The organism is Roseburia zhanii, assembly GCF_014287635.1.
Taxonomy (GTDB): domain Bacteria; phylum Bacillota; class Clostridia; order Lachnospirales; family Lachnospiraceae; genus Roseburia_B; species Roseburia_B zhanii.
In genome coordinates this window covers 147,028-168,524 of sequence record NZ_JACOPH010000001.1, presented here as the reverse complement: position 1 = coordinate 168,524, position 21,497 = coordinate 147,028, and the positions used below count along the sequence as shown (strand labels likewise).

The 21,497-nt window shown below is 40.9% G+C and carries 26 protein-coding genes and 1 tRNA gene; 5 read left to right on the top strand and 22 right to left on the bottom strand.

What is annotated here, in order from left to right; translation table 11 throughout:
* Positions 1-14: 14 nt before the first annotated feature.
* From H8S17_RS00875 to H8S17_RS00840, 8 genes are all read right to left on the bottom strand, one after another.
* Positions 15-278 carry an HPr family phosphocarrier protein gene (locus H8S17_RS00875; RefSeq protein WP_178052245.1) on the bottom strand — a complete coding sequence of 88 codons (264 nt, stop codon included), beginning with the start codon at positions 276-278 and terminating at the stop codon, positions 15-17.
* A gap of 18 nt (positions 279-296) precedes the next feature.
* Positions 297-1,646 (bottom strand): phosphoglucosamine mutase, encoded by a 1,350-nt coding sequence (glmM, locus tag H8S17_RS00870; protein WP_186865837.1) that lies wholly within the window; start codon positions 1,644-1,646, stop codon positions 297-299.
* A gap of 3 nt (positions 1,647-1,649) precedes the next feature.
* Positions 1,650-3,098, bottom strand: a complete 1,449-nt coding sequence (locus H8S17_RS00865; RefSeq protein WP_186865836.1) for a CdaR family protein — start codon at positions 3,096-3,098, stop codon at positions 1,650-1,652.
* Entirely contained in the window at positions 3,064-3,960 is an 897-nt protein-coding gene (gene cdaA, locus H8S17_RS00860) for a diadenylate cyclase CdaA (protein ID WP_186866180.1), read from the bottom strand. Before cdaA ends, H8S17_RS00865 begins: the two co-directional genes overlap by 35 nt.
* 73 nt (positions 3,961-4,033) lie before the next feature.
* Complete coding sequence (locus H8S17_RS00855; protein WP_186865835.1) at positions 4,034-5,026, bottom strand: hypothetical protein; 993 nt, start codon at positions 5,024-5,026, stop codon at positions 4,034-4,036.
* A gap of 49 nt (positions 5,027-5,075) precedes the next feature.
* Positions 5,076-5,474 carry a hypothetical protein gene (locus H8S17_RS00850; protein WP_186865834.1) on the bottom strand — a complete coding sequence of 133 codons (399 nt, stop codon included), beginning with the start codon at positions 5,472-5,474 and terminating at the stop codon, positions 5,076-5,078.
* Positions 5,475-5,692: 218 nt separating this feature from the next.
* Positions 5,693-6,100: a flagellar protein gene (locus tag H8S17_RS00845; RefSeq protein ID WP_186865833.1), complete on the bottom strand. Its 408-nt coding sequence runs from the start codon at positions 6,098-6,100 to the stop codon at positions 5,693-5,695.
* Positions 6,101-6,112: 12 nt separating this feature from the next.
* Complete coding sequence (locus H8S17_RS00840; protein WP_243237925.1) at positions 6,113-6,868, bottom strand: ComF family protein; 756 nt, start codon at positions 6,866-6,868, stop codon at positions 6,113-6,115.
* A gap of 255 nt (positions 6,869-7,123) precedes the next feature.
* Here H8S17_RS00840 and H8S17_RS00835 point away from each other — a divergent pair, with 255 nt between their 5' ends.
* From H8S17_RS00835 to H8S17_RS00825, 3 genes are all read left to right on the top strand, one after another.
* The gene (locus H8S17_RS00835; RefSeq protein ID WP_186865832.1) at positions 7,124-8,092 is read left to right on the top strand and encodes an ABC transporter substrate-binding protein; all 969 of its coding nucleotides are present in this window, start codon (positions 7,124-7,126) and stop codon (positions 8,090-8,092) included.
* 107 nt (positions 8,093-8,199) lie between these two features.
* Entirely contained in the window at positions 8,200-9,129 is a 930-nt protein-coding gene (locus H8S17_RS00830; protein ID WP_243237924.1) for an ABC transporter permease, read from the top strand.
* Complete coding sequence (locus H8S17_RS00825; protein WP_178051485.1) at positions 9,123-9,920, top strand: ABC transporter ATP-binding protein; 798 nt, start codon at positions 9,123-9,125, stop codon at positions 9,918-9,920. The genes H8S17_RS00830 and H8S17_RS00825 overlap by 7 nt, the downstream gene beginning before the upstream one ends.
* A gap of 116 nt (positions 9,921-10,036) precedes the next feature.
* On the opposite strand, the gene H8S17_RS00820 is transcribed toward H8S17_RS00825, so the two are convergent.
* The 13 genes from H8S17_RS00820 to H8S17_RS00760 form a co-directional block, all read right to left on the bottom strand.
* Positions 10,037-12,130 carry a methyl-accepting chemotaxis protein gene (locus H8S17_RS00820; protein WP_186865831.1) on the bottom strand — a complete coding sequence of 698 codons (2,094 nt, stop codon included), beginning with the start codon at positions 12,128-12,130 and terminating at the stop codon, positions 10,037-10,039.
* 772 nt (positions 12,131-12,902) lie between these two features.
* Positions 12,903-13,307: a sigma factor-like helix-turn-helix DNA-binding protein gene (locus tag H8S17_RS00815; protein WP_186865830.1), complete on the bottom strand. Its 405-nt coding sequence runs from the start codon at positions 13,305-13,307 to the stop codon at positions 12,903-12,905.
* A 77-nt stretch (positions 13,308-13,384) separates the two neighbouring features.
* Positions 13,385-14,230: an encapsulin gene (locus tag H8S17_RS00810; RefSeq protein WP_178051482.1), complete on the bottom strand. Its 846-nt coding sequence runs from the start codon at positions 14,228-14,230 to the stop codon at positions 13,385-13,387.
* Between the two features lie 13 nt (positions 14,231-14,243).
* On the bottom strand, positions 14,244-14,636 hold the full coding sequence (locus tag H8S17_RS00805; RefSeq protein WP_178051481.1) for a hypothetical protein: 393 nt from the start codon (positions 14,634-14,636) through the stop codon (positions 14,244-14,246).
* A 4-nt stretch (positions 14,637-14,640) separates the two neighbouring features.
* Positions 14,641-14,796 (bottom strand): hypothetical protein, encoded by a 156-nt coding sequence (locus tag H8S17_RS00800; RefSeq protein ID WP_186865829.1) that lies wholly within the window; start codon positions 14,794-14,796, stop codon positions 14,641-14,643.
* A 638-nt stretch (positions 14,797-15,434) separates the two neighbouring features.
* Positions 15,435-15,590, bottom strand: coding sequence for a hypothetical protein (locus H8S17_RS00795; RefSeq protein WP_186865828.1), 156 nt, complete (start codon positions 15,588-15,590; stop codon positions 15,435-15,437).
* A complete protein-coding gene (locus tag H8S17_RS00790) occupies positions 15,587-15,787 on the bottom strand; it encodes a hypothetical protein (protein ID WP_186865827.1) in 201 nt (66 codons plus the stop codon). The genes H8S17_RS00795 and H8S17_RS00790 overlap by 4 nt, the downstream gene beginning before the upstream one ends.
* A gap of 22 nt (positions 15,788-15,809) precedes the next feature.
* The gene (locus H8S17_RS00785) at positions 15,810-16,034 is read right to left on the bottom strand and encodes a hypothetical protein (RefSeq protein ID WP_186865826.1); all 225 of its coding nucleotides are present in this window, start codon (positions 16,032-16,034) and stop codon (positions 15,810-15,812) included.
* A gap of 66 nt (positions 16,035-16,100) precedes the next feature.
* Positions 16,101-17,033 carry an ATP-binding protein gene (locus tag H8S17_RS00780; protein ID WP_186865825.1) on the bottom strand — a complete coding sequence of 311 codons (933 nt, stop codon included), beginning with the start codon at positions 17,031-17,033 and terminating at the stop codon, positions 16,101-16,103.
* An 11-nt stretch (positions 17,034-17,044) separates the two neighbouring features.
* On the bottom strand, positions 17,045-17,911 hold the full coding sequence (locus H8S17_RS00775) for a phage replisome organizer N-terminal domain-containing protein (RefSeq protein WP_186865824.1): 867 nt from the start codon (positions 17,909-17,911) through the stop codon (positions 17,045-17,047).
* Positions 17,912-17,924: 13 nt separating this feature from the next.
* Positions 17,925-18,293, bottom strand: a complete 369-nt coding sequence (locus H8S17_RS16435; RefSeq protein WP_243237923.1) for an excisionase family DNA-binding protein — start codon at positions 18,291-18,293, stop codon at positions 17,925-17,927.
* Between the two features lie 4 nt (positions 18,294-18,297).
* Complete coding sequence (locus H8S17_RS00765) at positions 18,298-18,441, bottom strand: hypothetical protein (RefSeq protein WP_178051733.1); 144 nt, start codon at positions 18,439-18,441, stop codon at positions 18,298-18,300.
* Positions 18,442-18,492: 51 nt separating this feature from the next.
* Positions 18,493-18,687: a helix-turn-helix domain-containing protein gene (locus H8S17_RS00760; RefSeq protein ID WP_186865823.1), complete on the bottom strand. Its 195-nt coding sequence runs from the start codon at positions 18,685-18,687 to the stop codon at positions 18,493-18,495.
* Between the two features lie 152 nt (positions 18,688-18,839).
* Between H8S17_RS00760 and H8S17_RS00755 the strand changes: the two genes are divergently transcribed.
* Positions 18,840-19,244 carry a helix-turn-helix domain-containing protein gene (locus H8S17_RS00755; RefSeq protein WP_186865822.1) on the top strand — a complete coding sequence of 135 codons (405 nt, stop codon included), beginning with the start codon at positions 18,840-18,842 and terminating at the stop codon, positions 19,242-19,244.
* 770 nt (positions 19,245-20,014) lie between these two features.
* Complete coding sequence (locus H8S17_RS00750) at positions 20,015-21,286, top strand: tyrosine-type recombinase/integrase (RefSeq protein WP_186865821.1); 1,272 nt, start codon at positions 20,015-20,017, stop codon at positions 21,284-21,286.
* A 102-nt stretch (positions 21,287-21,388) separates the two neighbouring features.
* Here H8S17_RS00750 and H8S17_RS00745 read toward each other — a convergent pair.
* A tRNA-Pro gene (locus H8S17_RS00745) sits at positions 21,389-21,462 on the bottom strand.
* Between the last annotated feature and the right edge of the window lie 35 nt (positions 21,463-21,497).

Below are 21,497 nucleotides of genomic sequence, written 5' to 3'. Positions count from 1 at the left end.
CTTTAGGAATCCTCCTACTCACCGAGTCCGTCTTCAATACTCTTTACCAAAGATGCCAGTGCTTCCTTCTCATCTTCACCGTCACAGTTTAATTCAATCTCATCTCCCGATTTGATGCAGGCTCCGAGTACACTTAACACACTTTTGGCATTTGCGATATTTCCCCTGTAACCAAATGTGATCTTCGACTTAAAATTCATTGCCTCTTTGCACAAAATCCCTGCCGGTCTTAAATGCAGACCTGTCGGATTCTTAATAATAACTTTTTGACTAACCATTGACTTTTCCTCCAAATATCAAAGCATGATCTTTGTGATCAGCTCTGCCAGTTTTTTTGCTTCTTCTTCTATGGCTTTCTGGTCTTTTCCCTCAATCATAACCCTTACCATCGGTTCTGTTCCTGATGGACGGATCAATACTCGTCCTTCACCATTGAACTTCTTTTCCAATTCTCCGATTGCTTCTGCGATCTCTGTGTATTCCATGTAATGCTCTTTTTTATGGTTCGGTACCTTTGCATTGACAAGTGCCTGTGGCAGCACTTCCATAATCTTTGCAAGTTCCGATAATTTTTCTTTGGTATCTACCATGACTTTTAGCAGATGTAATGCACTGAGCAGACCATCCCCTGTCGTATTATCATCTAAAAAGATCACATGACCGGACTGCTCACCGCCAAGATTGTAACCGTTTTCTAACATATTTTCAAGCACATAACGGTCACCGACTTTTGTCTTTTCTAAATGCAGACCTTCCCGTTCTCCCATTAGCGTAAAACCAAGATTCGACATTACTGTTACGACGATCGTATCTTTGTTCAGTTTGCCCTGTTTTTTCATATGATTGCCGATCACAGCCATGATCTGGTCTCCATCAACGATATTGCCAAGTTCATCGACTGCTAACATACGGTCTGCATCTCCATCAAATGCAATTCCGATATCTGCCTTTTCGTAAACAACTCTTGCCTGTAATTCTTCCATATGTGTGGAACCACAGTTCGCATTGATATTCGTACCATCCGGATTCGTATGGATTGCTACTAACTCGGCTCCTAAATCTTCTAACGTGCGTACGGATGTATAATAAGCAGCTCCTTCGGCACAATCTACCACGATCTTCATGCCGGAAAGATCTACCGGTACACGCTTTTCCATAAAGCGGATATATTCATCACGGATATCAAAACGGTATTCTACTTTTCCCACACCGGAGCCGATCGGGATCGGCACATCCCGCATATCATTTTTGATCAATGCTTCGATCTCATCTTCTAACTGGTCTGATAACTTATAGCCTTCCCCATTGAAAAATTTAATCCCGTTAAATTCCATCGGGTTGTGTGATGCTGAGATCACAACGCCTGCATCTACTTTATGCTTTCTGGTCAGATATGCGATCGCAGGTGTCGGAACAACTCCGGCATAGATCGCATTTGCCCCAACAGAGCAGATACCAGCCATCAGAGCATTCGCTAACATACCTCCTGAAATTCTTGTATCACAGCCGACAATGATTGTCGGCTGATGAGCCTGTTCTTTTGTCAGGACATATGCACCTGCCTGCCCTAGTTTCATAGCAAGCTCGATCGTAAGTTCTGTACCTGCGACTCCGCGTACACCGTCCGTACCAAACATTCTTCCCATTTCCTAATCCTCCGATGTTTTAGATGTCTGCGTCTTATTTGCTGTCGCAGACGTCTGTGTTGTAGTATTGCTTTTATCAGTCTTTGAACTTTCAGAATCGGATTCTTCTGATTTTGAAGAATCTTCTTTTTCTGTTGTACTTTCTGTTTTACCCTCTGTTTTTATATCCGTCTTATTAGAAGCTGACAATCCTGTACTCTGTGTATTCTGGCTATCCGCCGGAACAATATCTACAGTAACTGTTGCTTTTTTGGAAAGCTTAAACTTACTGTCAAGATTTAATTCTAAGTTTACAGTATGCTCCCCGTCTGTCATTCCGCTGACATCAATACTTCCTGTTAAAGCAGCTGCATCTAACGCATCTAATTCTGTAGAAAGTCCTTCCAGTTCAACCTTTACGGTATCTTTTAGAAATTTCACATCATACCGGCTGCCTAAATTGCTGACAGTGATATTTGCGGTTGGCACTTCAAATTCACGTTTCTCATGCTTTTCGATCTTCACCACAACAGAGATCTTTGCCTGCGAACTGTCTACTAATGTTGCACCTTCCGGCAGATAAGAAGATACATCCACTTCTTTTTCAATATTTCCGGTTGCATCTGTCAGATCTAAAACTGCCTCCGGTATCGTGATACTGTTGATCATATTCAGAACCGAAGAAGTTCCTTTTACTAAAACTGTCTGTGGTTTATATTCTACACCGACATATTCATAGCCTTCCGGCAGTGCTCCCGTCGTCTGGAAATTCAGCGTTACTTCTTTTGTATCTAAGATCTGTACCGAAACCATGACATTTTGTATGTTAAAAGTCAGATCTGTCGTGTTGACCTCATTTCCTTCTTTATCATACAAAACAGGTATCACACTGTCTGTGATATCCTGTGTCATTCCATCCACATTTACCGTTGCAACTGCTTTGTCGATCGTCCCCACTACCGAAGCCGGTCCCGATACTCTGATGAGTGTCGGTGAGGCACTGATCTCACCAAGTGCGTGCCGGCTCGACACATCTCCTTCTGTTGCTACAGAGATCACATATGGCTTGGAAACTAAATCTTCTACTGAAAGTTCCAGATAATACATCTTGCTCGCCACAGTTACGTTGCCGCCATAGCGCTGTGGTGACACTTCGATCGGTACCCGGCGCATATCTTCTATCATTTCTAAATCTGCAACCGCTTTAAAATCTGTATTGCTCATGCGCTCTAAATACGAACGTTTGCCACTCACTTTAAACGTTACGGTGTTACTATTGTTCTCAATCTCATAATATTTGCCGATCCCTGTCAGATAATCACCGTTCTCAATGCTGACAGTCGTTGTAAAGGTTCTCGTTGTATTCGGATCATCTATATTCACAACTGCAAGCCATAGTACGCCGGAAAATATTACTGCAAGTATCTTCAGACCGAAATTATTCGTGATCCGCTTGACTATCTTTTTTAGCATTTTTCAGCCTCCTTTTCAGTAAGCCCTTCCGTTTATTATCCGGTTCAAACTTCTGCAACACTTTCAAATACTTTCTCAGACTCTCCTGATCTAATCCCCTCGACAGTCTGCCGCCCATAGCAACAGAAATGCCACCGGTTTCTTCCGATACTACGATGGTCAGAGAATCACTGACTTCACTGATCCCGACTGCTGCCCTGTGTCTTGTTCCTAGTTCTTTGCTCAGTTCCATGTTATCAGACAGCGGCAGATAACAGGTTGCTGCTGCCACTCTGTCCCCCCGGACAATGATCGCACCATCATGCAGCGGCGTATTCTTTTCAAAAATATTAATAAGAAGCTGGTTTGTCAAAATCGCATCTACCGGTATTCCGGTTCTTTCATATTCAGAAAGTACCACAGAATCTTCCATTACGATCAATGCTCCTGTTTTCACTTTACCCATTTCCACGCAGGCTTTAACTAATTCATTGATCGTTTTTTCGCTGATCTTTTCGGTTTCATTTTTTCCAAATTCCAGGGAAGTAAGCCCTATAAAAAAGTTCTTACGTCCTAACTGTTCTAACGCTCTCCGAAGTTCCGGCTGGAAGATCACAACAAGTGCGATCACACCGACGTTTAATGTCTTTTCCGCTAACCACAAGATTGTATTCATCTGAAATACAGCGGCAAGGAATACAAATACCAAAATGACCATCAGACCCTTAAACAGCATCCATGCCCGTGTGTTTTTGATCCATACTAAGATAGTGTAAAACAAGAACGCTATGATGATGATCTCAACAATATCGACTACGGTTATTACCGGCAGATCCATCCATGTAAGATATTTATTTTTAAATGTAACAAACATCGAAAGCATATGCTCCACGCATTCCACTTCCTTCCTATCATTTTCTATTTATCATCCATCAAAATGCGAACTATCACATCTTTTATAAAAGATCTTCTTCAATATCCATATCTTCTGCTAATTGCTTCCGTGTAATACGCTCATGATCCTTCGCATTGAACTTTTTCACACGTTTTTCTTTTTCTGCCACATAAATCTTTGGCACTGCTTTTACATAATAATAATACTCATCATCTTCAAACTGTACACGTTCTGTCCTCGTATAGTCTAAATTAAAAAAGAGAAACTCAAGGATCAGTGCAACAGCAAGTGAGATCAAAGAACCTGCCACAAGCCCTGTGATCCTGCCGGAGATCCCCAGCAGAACATATCCGGTAAATAATACTATAAAGTTCACAAGTCCGCCCACAATGATTGCCACCGTCCATGCATGGTCGATGGAAAGCCTGCGGATAAATAATACGATCAGTGTTACAAGTAAAAATGTAAGAAGTACTAAATACATCTCTTTATTTCCAATCAGCTGGTTTAAGATTGCTGTAAATTTCGACGTGACTGCCGCATCTTCCCCACTGCTTCCCAACGCTGATGCATTTTCTTTTATTCCTGATAAAAAAAACCAGACGATCGTTCCACAGATCACGGAAACTACAGAATATGTTTTTCCTAAGAGTCCTGCCGTCATCGGCATGACAGCTCCGATATTAAAATGCATACAGACCGGTGTCAGTAATGTATAAAATCCGGTTTTTGGTGCAAAACGGAAATACATAAAAGCAAGTAGCATAAACAGTGCCGCACCCATCACTGCTGCCTCCAATGCCAGTGCATATAAATGTACCAATACTACTGCTGCCGCAAGCAATATCATAATGTTTACCGGAAGAATGGAACACAATAATGATAATACCAGTGTTACCGGTATATTATTTATTTTACTCATATAACCAATATTTCCATTTATCAGTCCAAACACGCATACCGCTAACAAAAATTTTATCAACGGCCTGATATATATATCATATCTTCCATAAAAACTTTTCAGTTTTTCCTTGATCTCTAACAACCCTGTCAACTTCTATTCCTCCTGCCACTTTACCATTTTGCCAAACGTATCAGACAGATCATGCCTGTTCTTCTTCACGATATATTTTATTTACCTTCCTCAAATGCAGGTAATATTTCTTCACTGCCTGCCGTCCCTTACTGTAACGTATATTATAGACAATATATGTGATCAAAAAGTAAACTGCCATAAAAACTGCATACGCTAATACGCTTTCAATCAATATCTGTTTCAGATCAATGGAATTGATCTGCTCCACTAACTGCTCCATGCTATACACAATCCCAAGTGCAAGCAGCATAAAAAAAGACAGGGTTCCTGTTACAAAACTCTTTAGCATCTCTTTTGCAATATAATCTTTCCGGAAATACGAGATCATCGGCTTGCATTTACTTCCTTCGTTCTGGTCAAACATCGCCATTCTCGCCATCTCACAGACACGTTCTTCGTTCAGCATATCTCCCGGCACTCTCCTTGTCTAAATACATACAGCTATTTGATACTCTCATAATTATAAGTGCATACTTATTTATAGTATACCATACCAGAAACTAATTGCAAAGTTTTTTGTTTTATAGGAATTTTTGAAATTTTTATTAAGATCATAAAAGAGCCCCCATTGCCACAACGTATTCTGCCAGATATCAAAAAAGACAGCTCCACGCTGTCTTTTTATCAGGTCTTATCCAAAAAACGCATCCGATCCTTATCTCTCTGGCGGACACCTTTATCTTCTTTAGGTGGCATCTCGTACATTTTCTTAAGATTGCTTGCCATCTTATTCTTACATGCGTCACAGAACCTTCCGGTACGGATCATTGCACCGCAATTCTCACATTCAATCCCTACCGGTGAATTATCTGTAAACGTCAACCGTTCTTCACGCACCCACTGTTTAATCTGTTTTACGGAAACATCATTATCATCTGAAATCTCCTGCATGGTAGCTGTTTCATGCTCTCTGATATAATCCTTCACCCGTTCAAACTTATCTTCTAATTTCTTTCTGCATGCAGGACATATCGGCGGTCCTTGCAAATAATTAAACAGTCTTCCGCAATTTCTGCAACTTCTGACATCCATTCTACGCTCCTCCTAGTAACCTCTACCCATACTCACGCAACAGGTGTATACCCCTTTACTGCCTGCTTCTATCAGTGCTGCTGCAGCAGCATCTAACGTACTCCCTGTCGTATATATGTCATCTACGATTAAAATATACTGTAATTGTACACTACTTTTCGTTGTTTTAAAAGCCTTTTTCAGATTATTTTTTCTTTCTGTCTGATTCAACATCTTTTGGGGCATGGTATCACGAACCCTTGTCAACAGGTCTGTATACACCGGCAATCCTAAGATTTTTCCTAACTCTTCTGCTATGATCTCTGCCTGATTATATCCTCTTTTTCTCTTTCTGTTCTTATGAAGCGGAACCGGTACGACCGCCTGTATCTGCCTTTTCCTGATCCATGTACCATACCGTTCTGCCATCTCTTTTGCATATGCCCTGCCATATTCCCGTTTATTCTGATACTTAAAACGGTAAATAGATTCCGGCACCGGTTTTTCATATACCCAGACTGCTTTCCCCTGTATAAAATGATGTTTATACTTCGCACAATCCATACAGAATTCCGTGCGTTTGTCTGAAAGCGGTTTCCCGCACCACATACAGACAGTATCTCCTGTCAGATGGATTTTTTTCCGACAGGAAGGGCAGATTGGCTCACTTTTCTCTGTCACTTTGTCACAGAATGGACAGCGGGGCGGATAGAGCATATCTAAAGCCCACTCGTCTGCATATGCCATGATGGCACATAGACGTTCCCATGATTTTTTTAGAATTGTCATATATCTTCCTTTAAATTTTACCGCTCGTAATGCGGTATTTATACATTATCAAAAGAGATTTACGGCAGAATCTGCGGATATTCATCAAAGATCTTCAAAAAATTCAGATAAAAGATATACTCAGATTATCATACTATCGTGGAAAAAGAAAGTATTTCCTCTCGTTAGGGGATTGACTTTGTTCCATGCAGTCATTATAATTTATCTATCATTTAGTACTTTAATTCATTAAATTTACGGGAGGATTATCCAATTATGAAAAAGATGAAAAAAATACTTTCTTCCATTCTCATCGCATCCATGGCAATGAGTCTTGCAGCTTGCGGAAGTTCATCTGATGAAGGGGTATACCACATTGGTATCTGCCAGCAGTTAGAGCACGAAGCGTTAGACGCTGCTACAAAAGGTTTTCAGGATGCATTGATCGAAAAGTTAGGAAAAGACAAAGTGCAGTTCGATCTTCAGAATGCACAGGGTGAAGCTACAAATTGTGCTTCGATCGCAACCAGTTTCGTTGCAGATGATGTTGATCTGATCATGGCAAATGCTACTTCAGCTTTACAGGCATGTGCAGCAGCTACATCTGAAATCCCTATCGTAGCAACTTCAGTAACTGATTATGCAACTGCATTGAACATTTCCGACTGGAACGGTTCTACCGGAACCAACATCACCGGAACCTCTGATCTTGCACCGTTAGACCAGCAGGTAGATATGCTTGCAGAACTTGTACCGGATGTAAAACAGGTTGGTATCTTATATTGTTCTGCTGAAGCAAACTCCGTATATCAGGCAACTGAAGTCGGAAAATATTTAGATAAAAAAGGCATTGCATGGAAAGAATATACAGCAGCCGATTCTAATGAGATCCAGTCCGTTGTGACAAATGCTATCGCAGACTGTGACTGTATCTATGTACCGACTGATAATACAATGGCAGCAAATACCGAGATCATCAAAAACGTTACTGTACCTGCCGGTATTCCTGTAATTACCGGAGAAGAAGGTATCTGTGCAGGTGGACTTGCCACTTTATCCATCAGCTATTATGACCTTGGTTACAAAACCGGTGAGATGGCTTACGAAATCTTAGTAAATAATGCTGATCCTTCCACTATGGATATTGAATATGCATCTGCAACTGATAAGAAATACAATCCTACGATCGCAGGTGAACTGAATATCACAGTTCCTGATGATTACATTGCGATCGAAGGTTACTAAGATGCAGCTTTAAACAAAACATCATTAAAGAGGGTAATTGACGAACTTGTTTGATTACTCTCTTTTTCCTATTTTTATACACACAAATATATGGAGGTATTTTTTCTATGTTAAACATTTTTTCCCTTTTCAGGGCAATGCCCGGTTCTGTCGCACAGGGACTGATCTGGGGCATCATGGCACTTGGTGTATATCTCACCTATAAGATATTGAATTTTGCCGATCTGACAGTTGACGGTTCTCTTGCAACCGGTGGTGCGGTAGCTGTCATGTTGATCTTAAATGGCTGCCCGCCTGCTGCTGCTTTAGCAGTTTCTTTTGCTGCAGGTGTCTTAGCCGGACTCATCACAGCATTTTTACATACGGCACTTGGTATTTCCGACATTCTTGCCGGTATCCTGACACAGATTGCCCTTTATTCGATCAACTTAAATATCATGGGTAAATCCAATCAGGCGATCAGCGTAGATAACTTTAACTTAATCGTATCTCTCCGCTACATCCCGTTATCCATTATCATTACGATCATTTTCCTGATCGTGATCATCGGTATCATGTACTGGTACTTTGGAACAGAGCAGGGATTTACGATCCGCGCAACAGGCTGTAACCCGAATATGGCAAAAGCGCAGGGTATCAATACCAACGTTGCAAAAGTATTGGCACTTGCCATTTCTAACGGACTCGTTGCTTTAGCCGGTGGACTTTATGCACAGTATCAGGGTAACGCTGATGTTAATATGGGACGTGGTGCGATCGTTATCGGTCTTGCAGCCGTTATCATCGGAGAAGTCCTTGGAGAAGCGATTTTTAGAAAACACCTGAATTTCATTGCCCGTTTAGTATTTGTTGTGATCGGTGCGATCATCTACTATCTGGTCATCTGCTTCGTACTCTGGCTGAAACTGCCACAGGAAAACTTAAAACTGTTCTCTGCGATCGTCGTTGCTATTTTCCTTGCCGTACCATATCTCAAAGGGAAGTCCAAAAACAGCTTTAAGAAATCTGCCAAAAATGGAGGTGCTGCATCATGTTAGTTTTAAATCAGGTTCATAAGACTTTTAATATTGGAACGATCAATGAAAAACCCGCATTACGTGGTGTATCCCTTACGTTAAACGACGGTGATTTTGTTACTGTAATCGGTGGAAATGGTGCTGGAAAATCTACCATGCTCAATGCTGTTGCCGGTGTCTGGCCGATCGATCAGGGTTCTATCAGTATTGACGGCATAGATGTCACCGGTCTGCCGGAATATAAGCGTGCAAAATATCTCGGCCGTGTCTTTCAGGATCCGATGACCGGCACTGCTGCTACCATGGAGATTCAGGAAAACCTCGCCCTTGCTGCAAGACGTGGACAGAAGCGTGGTCTGAAATGGGGTATTACAAAAGCAGAACGTGAAAAATACCATGAGATCTTAAAAGAATTAGATCTTGGTTTGGAAGAGCGTATGTCTTCTAAAGTCGGACTTCTCTCCGGTGGTCAAAGACAGGCTTTAACGCTTCTAATGGCTGCCTTGCAGAAACCAAAGGTACTTTTATTAGACGAACATACCGCTGCACTTGATCCTAAGACTGCTGCAAAGGTATTAGAGTTATCCGATAAGATCATTGCTGAAAACCATCTGACTGCTATGATGGTCACACATAATATGCGTGATGCCATTGCTCATGGAAACCGTCTGATCATGATGAATGAAGGACAAGTAGCCTTAGATATCTCCGGTGATGAAAAGAAATCACTGACCGTAGAAGACTTGCTTATGAAATTTGAACAGGCTAGTGGAGAAACATTTGATGATGATAAAGCGCTGTTATCAAAATAGGCTTTGATCTTAAACTGCACTTGTGGTCAGAATAGCAATGTTTTGGATAAAAAAATACAGCTATGTATATGAAATAACATACATAGCTGTATTTTTTTATCCAAAAGCATCATGCCCTAATGCATTTTTGTCTTAACATATTCACAGATAGCATCGTTATCTTCGATCAGACGGCATCCTACGGTATAACATCCCTCATCATTTGTCGACCGGATCACGATACCCTCTAATGGTTTACCCTGTAACAAACTAAAATCATCGATTGTTACTTTCATTGCCTTGCCCGGTGCTGTTGCAAATGCAGGATCGGTTACTGTAAATGCACATCCTCCGGCACTGATATTCAACATTGTTCCGCGATACGCTGTTGCATCTGGGCCAAGTATGATCTGACAGCTGTTCTGGATCGATAACCTTGGATATTTTCTTCTGTTTACAACCTTTGGATTACCGGAAACTGACAGTACATATACATTCTGTTCTTTATGTATTCTGATATTATCCCAACTGTACATCTCATTATCTACAATTGCCTGTAATTTATATATCTGGTGTTTATCTCCCGATTCAAAGAAATCCTTTGCTGATTCCGCATCGATCAGAATATTCCCATCATGCACCTTAATGACTCTTGTCTTAAACTCTGCATTTTTTCTATCTTCTCCACTTGCGATCACGCAGATACTCATTCCGGCTTTGATATCGTCTGCTCCCATAAATCCACCGGCACCAAGTTCTTCGATCAGTTTACCGACAACCTGTTCAATATGAAGGACATTTTTAGATGTTTCTTCATATTTGCCTAACATGCTCTTCGTTGTTGTTTCAGAGTTCTTCACACCGTCTGTAACAGTTTCCATGATATTTCTGACCTGCTGCATATTATCCACCATATTCTGGTTAGATACTTCCACCTGACTGATTGCAGAATCAATAACCTGAATCTGACTGCCTAATTCTCTTGAATCTGCTGCGATTGTTGTCACACTTTCATTGACTGCTGTCATACTTGAAAGTGTTTCCTGGATCAGCTTCAAGATCTCTGTCACGGACTCTGTCATACGTTCTGATGTATGTTCTAAATGCCCTAATGCTTCTAAGATACTTCCTGAAGAAGACTGCGTTCCCATACTTAAATTCCGGATCTCATCTGCAACAACTGCAAATCCTTTTCCGGCTTCACCGGCTCTCGCTGCTTCGATCGATGCATTGAGTGCTAACAGATTTGTCTGTGAAGTGATATTCTCAATTGTTCCTGTTTCCTGTTTTACCATATCAAACTGCTGACGGAACTCCCCTAAAATATGCTCTATTTCTGAAGACAACTGTTCCATCATATTGGTCGATTCCATAACTTCAGCCAGATCTTTTGTACTGGTATCTGCATGTTGTACAGATGCTTCGATGATTTCTTTGATCCGCTTGGTCAGTTCTACAACGTTGCTGACCTGTCTTGCAATATCTTCTGTCATATCCAAAGAAGAATCGATCCTACCGCCTAAAACATCGTTATTCTGGGAAACTTCCTGCATACTGTCAACGACTGCTCCTGCTCCCTCTTTATTTTCATCTGCTAATTCCCTGACAACTGTTACGCCATCTACTACGGAATTACTGGCTGTTTTTACCTGCTGGATGGTTGTGATCACCCGGTCTAAATTATCTTTTACAGAATTGAGCATTGCGGCATCTGATTTAGTCAGATGATTGGAAGAAAGGATAAAACCGACATAACATAAAATAATCGCTGCCAGCTGAATCTCATAATTGGTCACATCCGATGGCGCATTCATTCCACCGAGGTAATTCTTGATAATGAAGATCAAAAGTACAATGACACTTTCTACACCGCATCGTACCATGAACTTTGTATCTTTAAACAAGATCAACATACTTGCGATCGGCATAATGTAAGTAAATGCAAGCTGTGAAGTTGTTGTCATCAATACAAATGCATAAAAGATACCATAGCCAATGACGAGTACTTCCCGATAATACTTGGTTGCTCTGCCTTTGACCTTAAGCACTAATAATCCCACTATAAATGGTATCCAGCATACTAATACAAAAACAATGTAATACTGCACTGTCCGTAAACCTTTTACAATCTCCAATGCATAGGCGGCTGACAATACAATACCTAATATTGCCCAGATTGCCATTGCTTTCCTGTTTGCACTCTCTGCAAAATACTCTTCATTATACTCCATTTTCTACACTCTCCTCGTTTGTCATTTTGAATACGCTGCTGCTTAAACTTTTTCGTTTTTCACCTGGCTGCCCTTACTTTAACCGCTTCGAATTTCTTAATTCTTTACTGCTTTTTATTTTATCGTTTCTTGTGAGGATTTGCAACCTTGAGTTGGGGTGTTTTATGGAGGGGTTTAAATGGTTTCTTAGATTTGAACCTGCGGTCTCCGCTCCGCTCCGGTCGGTCCAGAGCCGAGGTCCACCGGACCTCGTGGATCCTCTGCACCGAACGGGTGTGTTGGTTCTAGCTGATATCTATGTTTAGATTCTTGCATCATCGATTAAAAAAGTAAGGATGGATACCTTTGGTATCCACCCTTACTTTTTTAATCGATGCGACAGGATTTGAACCTGCGACCTCTGCGTCCCGAATTTTAAAAAAACATATCGCTTTGATGCGGTCTAATCTCAAAGTACTGATTTTATGGCATTTTGTGCTTGTGTTTTTTCTACTTAATTACTTCTAAGATGCAAAAAACAAAAAAATGTTAGTCAAATATTAGTCAAATCCTGCCCTATAATTTAGAAGCACCGAATACCATTAGCGCGATTCGATGTTTCTAAAATACAATCCTGTTCTGCCGTGATCAGTTTATCTCATCATATCCGCATATGTCAAATAAAAAAGCACCGTCTGCCGTTCATGGCTCGATGCTTTCAACAAATATGTTTTATAGAGTGACCATATTATAACATGGTCTGAAGCAGAATAAAAGCACCAGTTACCATCATTCACAGTTCTAAGTGTTCCAATGCCCTGTTATGCAGCCGGTGTATATGCGTCATAGCATAAAGCATATGATCCGCTATCTGCTCCCATGTCATGCCGTCTATATACCTATAAGACAGTAGCGCTTGATCTCTTTCTTCCGGCATACTAAAGATGCTGGATATTACATGATCGCATACTTTGGTTTTATCCTCTATGACCTTCTGATACTCTGCTTTGTATGTGTCAAGTTCTTTTATCTGATCGGTCAGTTCCTGTACAACCTGCGGACTATGACACCATTGTAAAGACCGGTCATAGTCTGCCTTAAATTCTTCCACAATCGAAATATAGACCTTGTACCGTTCAATGCAAGATAATGATGCCTGATAAGATTGTAAGTACACTTTCTTTTCTTCTGCTGTCATGTGGTCATTCCTTTTCTGTGTGCATCTGAAACACCTGACGGGGCATCTGATACAGACACCCCGCACACATTTCATTCTTATTCTGCCGGCTGCTCCTGATAATAGATAGCATTTTGCTTATTCTCAAGTACAAATGCATCGTAACAGATACGCCCCTCAACCAGTGATCCGCTGATCCCCGGCGGGTCCTGATGCACCCGGTAATCTTCCAGCTTTGTCGGTGCTACCGTTGCCGATGGATGGCAGAGAATAAAGCCGCAGTGCTCCGGCAGTCTGACCGCTGGTACTTTGATAACTAAAGCACCGTCTAAGTTCGACACAACGCCCTGCTTGCGTAAATTGCTGTCAACATCCGTTTCCATCACAATATCCTTTGATTTCTTCATCAGACGGTATACGTCGGGGTTTACGATCAATACCCTGTCTTCTTCCGGTACTTCCGCATTATCAAGGGCATTTGTTGCCTTTGTGATCTCGTCGTAGATGTTATCAGCAGTCAGTGCAACCGCTTTTGGCTTTGTCCCTGCTCCGGCTGCGATCACTCCGTATACATATGTGTCTACTTCCGGTATGACAACCTCTCTCTGCTGTCTTGCAAGTGCCGTTGATGCTGCCACCTGCTGCGCTGTTTCGTCTGTATCCAGCTTATCGATGGCAAATGTAAAAGATCTGTCTTTTCTAAGCGTAAACTCCTCTGTAGTGGCGTTTAGGCTCTCCACAGTACCAAATCTTGAACCTTCTACACCGCTGCCGGTTCCGGCTCTGTCATAATCGTTCATTGATCCGGTGCTGACCTTGTACACCTTTACTGTATGTGCACCGGTCCAGTCGAAATCCTGATTCGTTACAAGTGCCTTTTTACTCTCTTTTTTGAAAATTTCATCTACGTATGGTAGAAATCTAGTTACTAAGTTAATAGCCATAATTAAATCCTTTCTACGGTGCTAATCCCATGGCTTCCCTGATCGGGTCTGTTCTCTCTCCGGTACCGCCTACCGGGTGATATTCTGCCTTGAGATGCCCGTTCTCTCCTGTTTTATATGTATTCGTTAATATTTCAATGCTCTTATTGATCGACTCCTCGTCTGAACAGTTGATTGCATCCGCTAATGATTCCGGCAATCCCTTACTTTTAAGTCTGTCAAGAACATTCATGCGCATTTCTCTAGCCTTGATGTTCTTTTCCATATCTGCTATAACCGCATCCTGTTCACGTTTCATCTTTTCACGTTCTTCTTTCAACCGACTGCTTACGATCTGGTTTACTTCTTCCTGCGTGAATGTTTTTCCGGTGTTTTCGCCCCCGTTGGCTCCGTTTCTTCCTTCCATCTGCTTACTCCTTATAAATCAATACAACCGCTGCCATAATGTCACTAAGACCGATTACCTTAAGATCGACATACTCCCGCCCTGCTGTCAGCATTTCCAGCAGATCACCGGCTGTCTGTTCTACATATCCGTAACCGCAGTATCTTACTTTTATTTTCATGTTCCTATTCCCTTCTTTAACGTCCCGGTGGACTATTTGCAAATAAAAAGCGCGGAAAATACAAACCGGTTCAATCGGTTCATACTTCCCGCGCCATATATCTAGGCTTCCAGCGTCGGCATGATGGAGGATATACACGCCGCTGGGGTACTTTAATATTTTATTTGCATAAGCTGATTATATCATATACTGCGGTTCGATGCTATAGTAAATCTTAGTCACGTATTCCGGTTTGTATCCGGTTTGTATTCCAACAAATCACCAGAGATTTTGACCTATAGATTGCCTGTACTTAGTACCTATTGTGTTTGATACTTTCCTTATAGTTTTTTCTTTGTATCCTCTTTGTATAAAGGCTTTTACAATGCCCTAACACCTTAGGAAATCTTAGGCTCTAAGCCGCATAGAATGTAAGTATTTGTAAGTGTTCCAATGCCGGACATTTGCCTTAATCTGCCCGAACGAAACGTTCTGTCAGCGTTCGCTTTGCGTTCGCTTTGTGTGCACCCTTTGCACCCTTTTTTGTGTGCACACATTGCACCCTTTTTTGTGTGCATCTGAAACGTTTCATTTCAAAAAGCCCCATACCGGTCACTGTTATACTGTGCCATGCATGGGACTTGTGGGTGAGGGTTGTATCATTCAGAGCCTAACCGCCCTATGGTTATGTATATCTTCTTGTGCTGTCCGTTTTCGGACTTCTGAACCTTTGCGCCTTTAATCGCTGGTGAAAGGATCTGTAAAAGCCTTTCGGCTTCCTGCTGCTTATCATAGGATATCCTGATCTTGATCATTTTTCTACTTCCCTATAATCCTTATTAGTAACCAATGATAAATACAAATCTGTATATCTTTTTGTCAATTCAAAAAGTACATTTGATAAGATCATAATATTTGGCGTGTCTGCCTGTGTATAGCCTTGGCATACTTCCAGAATCTGATTAGCATCAAAAAATTTTTCCATTAAATCCATATATTCTTTTTTACTCATATTTTCCCCTTTCCAATACACACTATATTCTTGTTATATCCCGTTCTTCTCTTAAAACATCATTGACAATATGAAGGATCACATGGCAATTCATATATGTAAAACCTTTATTTACTAAAATATCATGTATTTCTTGTGCATATTCTTCTACAACAGATGCTGGTAAATCTGGACTACCATCTGCCACTTTAAATGTATTGTCATTGCTCTTTAAATACTGAAATACTTTACTATTTTTTACTTGCATATCTTCCTCTTTCTGCCGGTATCTGCTATAATACAGCCGTAACCGGTCTTTGAATGGGTTTTCGGGTTACTTGCCCTGTGATGGTGTTGCCGCACCATTCGGGGCGTTTTTCTTCATCAGATCGTCCATCAGCTTATTCTTATCCGCTTCGCTCTTATTCTTCCGTACCGGTGTTTCTGGGAGGTTCACAATATAAGAAGTTGCTTCTATCCTGTCCTTAATACGGTCGTCTATTTTCAAATCGTCAATCTTCAGGTTGCTTGTGTATATCGTCACCCTGTGGTTTGCGTACCGCTCATTGATAAGCCGGTAAAGCACCGTATCCGTCCATTCCCTAGACAACTGTACGCCTATGTCATCGATCACCAGTACAACCGCATTCTGTACCGTCTGTAAGGTATCATCACTTTTATAACTCTTTTTGGTCAGTTCCAACAGATCTAGCACATTGATAAACTTAATATTTAAGGTGTACTTGTCCGCTATCTCGTTTATGATACAGCATGACAACATTGTCTTTCCGCTCCCTTTGGTGCCGGAACAGATATATACACCCATTCCCTTCTCTTTCATGGCCGGGAAACTTAGCAGATACCGGTTTAAAATATCTTTTGCTTTTGTGGTATCTTCACTGTAAACATTCCACTTAAAGTCGTGAGTTTTCAATCCTATGTATTCAAATGGGATCATAGCCCTTGATTTACGGAAATCTCCCTGCTCTGCTGAAACACGTTCAGCTTTCAAAGCGTAACAGTAACCTTTTTCATCTTCAAAAAATCTCATACCGTCCAGTTCGTAATATAAGCACTGATCCAGTGTGTCATTGCTTAGATTATTAAAGCTGCTCCTGCGGAGTTTCTGCCGTATATATGCCCTGCGCTCTGCGATCTCGTCCGGTGTCATGGAAATTGCCCTGTATGCCTGTCCGTTGATAAGCGGGCGGTATCTTGATAAAAATTCAATCGTTCGTTCACTGTAGCTGCCGTCTAAATTTATCATATCCCACCGCCTTACTGGAATGGATCATCTGGTTGCGTTGGGCGTGGAGTTCCCAGCATCTTTCTAAGATACTGTTGGTTTTCCTCATAATTACGCTGCCACTGTGCCCTCTGCTGCTCTGCGTCCATTTCCTGCCGATCCTGTGGTTTACTGTAATTTGCATCTAAATAGTCCACGTAGCCACTGTTAAAAAATGTACTGCCATTCTGTGGCTTTCGCCAATCATCTTTTAACAGTCCGTCCTTGTAACGGTCTATCGCTCTGCTGATCTCGTCATAGCCAATATCATACAGTTTCTTTTTCTTTGCATCGCTTACCTGCCCTTTACCTTTCTTATTCGGGTACAGTTTCCAGATCCTTTCAAAAAATTCATTGATTTCTGATCTGCTGGCTTTCGGTGCATTGTCAGATGCACAGTTAGTATTTATATTACTATTCTCTTTATCTTTCTCTATCTCTTTCTCTTCGTCACATGGTGTAACATCACTGTCACAATGTGACGCTTTGAGTTTTTTTCTTAATCTCCGCATTCTTTCAGCACTGTAACACTCGCTACCAGTCAATGACTGTGCCTCTGGCAGAAAACAATTATCCTCTGCGTCTATTGTCACCATGTTATTATTGACGAGATAAGTAACCGTTTTTCTTATGATCTCTACTGATTCGTTAAATTCTTCCGCCAATTCTTCCTCTAAGCTGTCATAAACACCTTGAAAAAAGATATATCCATCATTATCTAGGCTTAATAACATCATCCGAAGATAGACTATTTGCATATCTTTACCGTTTGCCTGTCGGCTCATCTTCTTCTGCTCTAGCTGGTTAAAGTATGTTTTTTTTAAGCGCAGCCAAAAGTAACGCTTTGTCGATTCTCCCATGCTATGCTCCTCTCTATTTTAAATCGTCATTTATTGCCGCGCCTTTATTTAGATATTCCTGAAACAACCGCCAATTCACAAGGTATTTACTGCCTGCTCTTACATAAGAAATCTGCTTGTTAATACACATTTTCCGTATAAAATCGTATGATATACCGGAACGCTGGCTTGCTTCTTTGATTGATACCATTTCAACACCGGTTCGCCTGCTCTGATGATCGTTATTTGCTTCAACCCATGTGCTAAGCTGCCGCACTTTATTCTCTAGTGCATTTATTTTCGTTTGCATCTCCATTCGCCAATTTACATCTTGTTGTATCATAAGCATTGACATAAAGTTGCTCATATCCTGCTCTGTGAACTTCTTTTCTTGTGCGTCCATGCTCTTACGCTCCTTTCTTCTCTTTGACTTCGATCTGCTCCAGTGCGTCAATGATGCGCTGGGTAACGTATTTCTCCATATAGGTCGGGATCGTGTACGATTCGTTGATTTCTTCAATGATAACCTGCGCTTTCTCTGCTCTGGTCATGCTTACGCTCCTTTCTATCTCTCTTACTACATCGCCGCCATGATCTTGTGCTTAGTCGATAAGTTCCGCTGGATCTACTTCTAATGCTTTAGAAATAAGGCCTAATTTCTTCATCTGTACACCTCTAGCACCTCTTAAGATCTGTTGAATAGATGTACTTGTACAGCCAATAGCTACTGCTAAATCGCTAGGATTCATACATTTTCTAGCCATCGCAATTTGAAGTTTTTTTGTGTTGATTTCCATGTTGCCACTTCCTTTCTGCTTTTTTATTGACACAAGCGTTTTCTTGTGATAAGGTGAGTATATAACAAGTTATTTCTTGTGTCAATACTCAAAAACAATTTTTTTCTTGTTTGTTATCTTTTCATATGTTATATTTTTTTTGAGGTGATAACATGAGTATTGGTGAAACCATAAAACGTATTAGATTAGAAAAGGGATTGACGCAAAAGCAATTAGGGAAACGGCTTAATGGAATATCTCAACAACAAATAGGACAATGGGAAACTGGTAAATCGAACCCTAAAATAGAAACCATACAAAAAATAGCAGATGCACTAGATACTGATGTCATGGCATTCTTAGACCTAGACACAGAAAAATATGAAATCAAATACGGATCAGGTATGACCTACAAAGGCGAAAAACTTGAACCATACGAGGGATATTATATAGATCTAACTGACAAGGCGAAACTCATAGATGATTATGAAACTTTGAATAAACTAGGAAAAAAAGAAGCCTTAAAACGAGTTGAAGAACTAACCGAAATCCCCCGGTACACCGAACCAGACAAATAGAGTTGCACCAGTGCAACCTACAGGTTCTAAAGTGGATGGCTCTGCGGAGCTGGCAAAGGGTATTACTATTATTAAGCCCCTTTGAACCTGCTGATGTGTCCAAAGTTGGACTGATCGGACCCGATCGGGTATCGTTTGGGTACTCGATTGGATTATACCGTCGTGAAATCCGACGGAATCCAACCAATCCAAAAATGGATTCGCTGAAGCCAAAAATGGCTTCGGCTAATAAATCAATTTGAATTGACACCCTAAGTTGAACTTAGGCAGTCCTGGCACATTGACAATATAATACATTTAATCGGGGAACCGAAGGGGCGATCTTGTCAGCTGCCGGAATACATATGAAGGGAGCTGGTGCCAATGGTTACATATAGCGATCTATTCACGTTTGTAATTATGCTCTGCGCTGTAATCACTCTTGTTTTACACATTAAAAGCAGAAAAAAATAGCGCCCTCGGTCTGGTAAACTAAGGCGCTATCTTATAGCAATTACTTACCGGCGGCTAGGCTTTATCTAGCTTTCGGTTCTCTTGTTAAGTGTATTATATGCCAATTTTAGCATTTTTACAATAGGCAAATCCTAAACAGACAGTAAAAACCGCCCTACGGTAATAGGACGGCTCTTACATATACCCGAATAGGGGTAATACAAATACAAAATTATAAGCATTTGTATTATATCCTATTCGGGGCAGCTTTGGCAAGGTCATAGCTGTTATTTTTGTACCCATTTTTAGCAATTTTTCAACAGAAAGGAAGTAATACAATGGCAAGTATAAGAAAACGAGGTAACAGTTACCAGATAACCGTTAGTAATGGGCGGGATATTTACGACAATCAGATCTTAGAACGTGTTACATGGAAACCGGACCCGGACAAGACAGAAAAGCAGAACCAAAAGGCACTAGAACGCTTTGCTATGGAGTTCGAGGATAAAGTGAAGAACGGAAAAGTTCCAAAAGGTGAAAAAATGACCTATAAGGAATATGCTAAATTATGGTTAGCAGAATATGCTAATAAACAAATGGAGCAGACCTCTATTGAACGATGTGAAAGTTCCTTAAATGGTATCATTATACCGGCTATAGGTCATTTAAAACTCACCGAAATCCAACCATTACACATAACAAGACTATATAATGATCTACAAGAACATGGATATACACGAAATGGAATAGAAAAGCACTATAGTACAACAACCATCAGGCGCATTCATCAGATCATCAGCAGCAGCCTAAACACTGCCGTATACTGGCAACTGATAGAAAGTAACCCATGCGCAAGAGTAAAGCCGCCTAAGGTAGAGAAAACTACAGATGTGCGTCATTTCACGCTCGAACAAACACAAGCCTTTCTTGATCAGCTAGATAAACCTTACAGCGTTGCACACTGGGGACGTACAAAAGCAAACGGAGAAGAAAGCACAAAACTCTACGAAACTAAATTTATAGACTTACAGTACAAGGTATTATTCTATCTTGCTATATTTGGCGGTTTCCGTCGTGGTGAACTTATAGCCCTAATATGGGATGATATAGATTTTAATAATAATAGCATCACTATATCCAAATCATCAGCACGAACCAAAGACGGAATAATAACAAAAGCACCTAAAACTTTCTCATCTAACAGAACCGTAACGCTCCCACTTGAAACCATGAAGCTATTAAAAAAGCATAAAGCAGAACAACAAAGGTATAAACTGTCACTAGGAACATACTGGAAGGGCACAGGGCATATATTTACACAATCAGACGGAAAACAAATGGATATATCCACACCAAACAAAGTGTTTCAAAAAATTATCAAGATCTATAACAATACACATGAGGATAAGCTGCCAATGATAACCTTGCATGGTCTGCGTCACACATCCGCAACACTATTGATTGCTCAAAATATCGATATAAAAACAGTATCACACCGACTAGGGCACTCTGAGATCTCAACCACATTAGACATATACGCCCATGCATTAGAAAAGCAAGACATAAACGCCGCCAATTCACTTAGTGAATTATTCCAGAAGAAAGCATAATTTTAAAACGTTAGTCAAATGTTAGTCAAAACCTAAAAAAAGCACTCCATACATGGAATGCTTTTTTGCTTGAAACCCTTGATTTTAAGGCGTTTTCTTTAATCGATGCGACAGGATTTGAACCTGCGACCTCTGCGTCCCGAACGCAGCGCTCTACCAAACTGAGCCACGCATCGTCATATAGGACACGTTTCTTAAACGTGCCTAATCA

Bases quoted from the DNA above. Each gene is read 5' to 3' on its own strand.
- H8S17_RS00875 (WP_178052245.1), bottom strand. From the start codon at position 278: ATGGTTAGTCAAAAAGTTATTATTAAGAATCCGACAGGTCTGCATTTA.
- glmM (WP_186865837.1), bottom strand. From the start codon at position 1,646: ATGGGAAGAATGTTTGGTACGGACGGTGTACGCGGAGTCGCAGGTACA.
- H8S17_RS00865 (WP_186865836.1), bottom strand. From the start codon at position 3,098: ATGCTAAAAAAGATAGTCAAGCGGATCACGAATAATTTCGGTCTGAAG.
- cdaA (WP_186866180.1), bottom strand. From the start codon at position 3,960: ATGCTTTCGATGTTTGTTACATTTAAAAATAAATATCTTACATGGATG.
- H8S17_RS00850 (WP_186865834.1), bottom strand. From the start codon at position 5,474: ATGCTGAACGAAGAACGTGTCTGTGAGATGGCGAGAATGGCGATGTTT.
- H8S17_RS00845 (WP_186865833.1), bottom strand. From the start codon at position 6,100: ATGGATGTCAGAAGTTGCAGAAATTGCGGAAGACTGTTTAATTATTTG.
- H8S17_RS00840 (WP_243237925.1), bottom strand. From the start codon at position 6,868: ATGACAATTCTAAAAAAATCATGGGAACGTCTATGTGCCATCATGGCA.
- H8S17_RS00835 (WP_186865832.1), top strand. From the start codon at position 7,124: ATGAAAAAGATGAAAAAAATACTTTCTTCCATTCTCATCGCATCCATG.
- H8S17_RS00830 (WP_243237924.1), top strand. From the start codon at position 8,200: ATGTTAAACATTTTTTCCCTTTTCAGGGCAATGCCCGGTTCTGTCGCA.
- H8S17_RS00825 (WP_178051485.1), top strand. From the start codon at position 9,123: ATGTTAGTTTTAAATCAGGTTCATAAGACTTTTAATATTGGAACGATC.
- H8S17_RS00820 (WP_186865831.1), bottom strand. From the start codon at position 12,130: ATGGAGTATAATGAAGAGTATTTTGCAGAGAGTGCAAACAGGAAAGCA.
- H8S17_RS00815 (WP_186865830.1), bottom strand. From the start codon at position 13,307: ATGACAGCAGAAGAAAAGAAAGTGTACTTACAATCTTATCAGGCATCA.
- H8S17_RS00810 (WP_178051482.1), bottom strand. From the start codon at position 14,230: ATGGCTATTAACTTAGTAACTAGATTTCTACCATACGTAGATGAAATT.
- H8S17_RS00805 (WP_178051481.1), bottom strand. From the start codon at position 14,636: ATGGAAGGAAGAAACGGAGCCAACGGGGGCGAAAACACCGGAAAAACA.
- H8S17_RS00800 (WP_186865829.1), bottom strand. From the start codon at position 14,796: ATGAAAATAAAAGTAAGATACTGCGGTTACGGATATGTAGAACAGACA.
- H8S17_RS00795 (WP_186865828.1), bottom strand. From the start codon at position 15,590: ATGATCAAGATCAGGATATCCTATGATAAGCAGCAGGAAGCCGAAAGG.
- H8S17_RS00790 (WP_186865827.1), bottom strand. From the start codon at position 15,787: ATGAGTAAAAAAGAATATATGGATTTAATGGAAAAATTTTTTGATGCT.
- H8S17_RS00785 (WP_186865826.1), bottom strand. From the start codon at position 16,034: ATGCAAGTAAAAAATAGTAAAGTATTTCAGTATTTAAAGAGCAATGAC.
- H8S17_RS00780 (WP_186865825.1), bottom strand. From the start codon at position 17,033: ATGATAAATTTAGACGGCAGCTACAGTGAACGAACGATTGAATTTTTA.
- H8S17_RS00775 (WP_186865824.1), bottom strand. From the start codon at position 17,911: ATGGGAGAATCGACAAAGCGTTACTTTTGGCTGCGCTTAAAAAAAACA.
- H8S17_RS16435 (WP_243237923.1), bottom strand. From the start codon at position 18,293: ATGGACGCACAAGAAAAGAAGTTCACAGAGCAGGATATGAGCAACTTT.
- H8S17_RS00765 (WP_178051733.1), bottom strand. From the start codon at position 18,441: ATGACCAGAGCAGAGAAAGCGCAGGTTATCATTGAAGAAATCAACGAA.
- H8S17_RS00760 (WP_186865823.1), bottom strand. From the start codon at position 18,687: ATGGAAATCAACACAAAAAAACTTCAAATTGCGATGGCTAGAAAATGT.
- H8S17_RS00755 (WP_186865822.1), top strand. From the start codon at position 18,840: ATGAGTATTGGTGAAACCATAAAACGTATTAGATTAGAAAAGGGATTG.
- H8S17_RS00750 (WP_186865821.1), top strand. From the start codon at position 20,015: ATGGCAAGTATAAGAAAACGAGGTAACAGTTACCAGATAACCGTTAGT.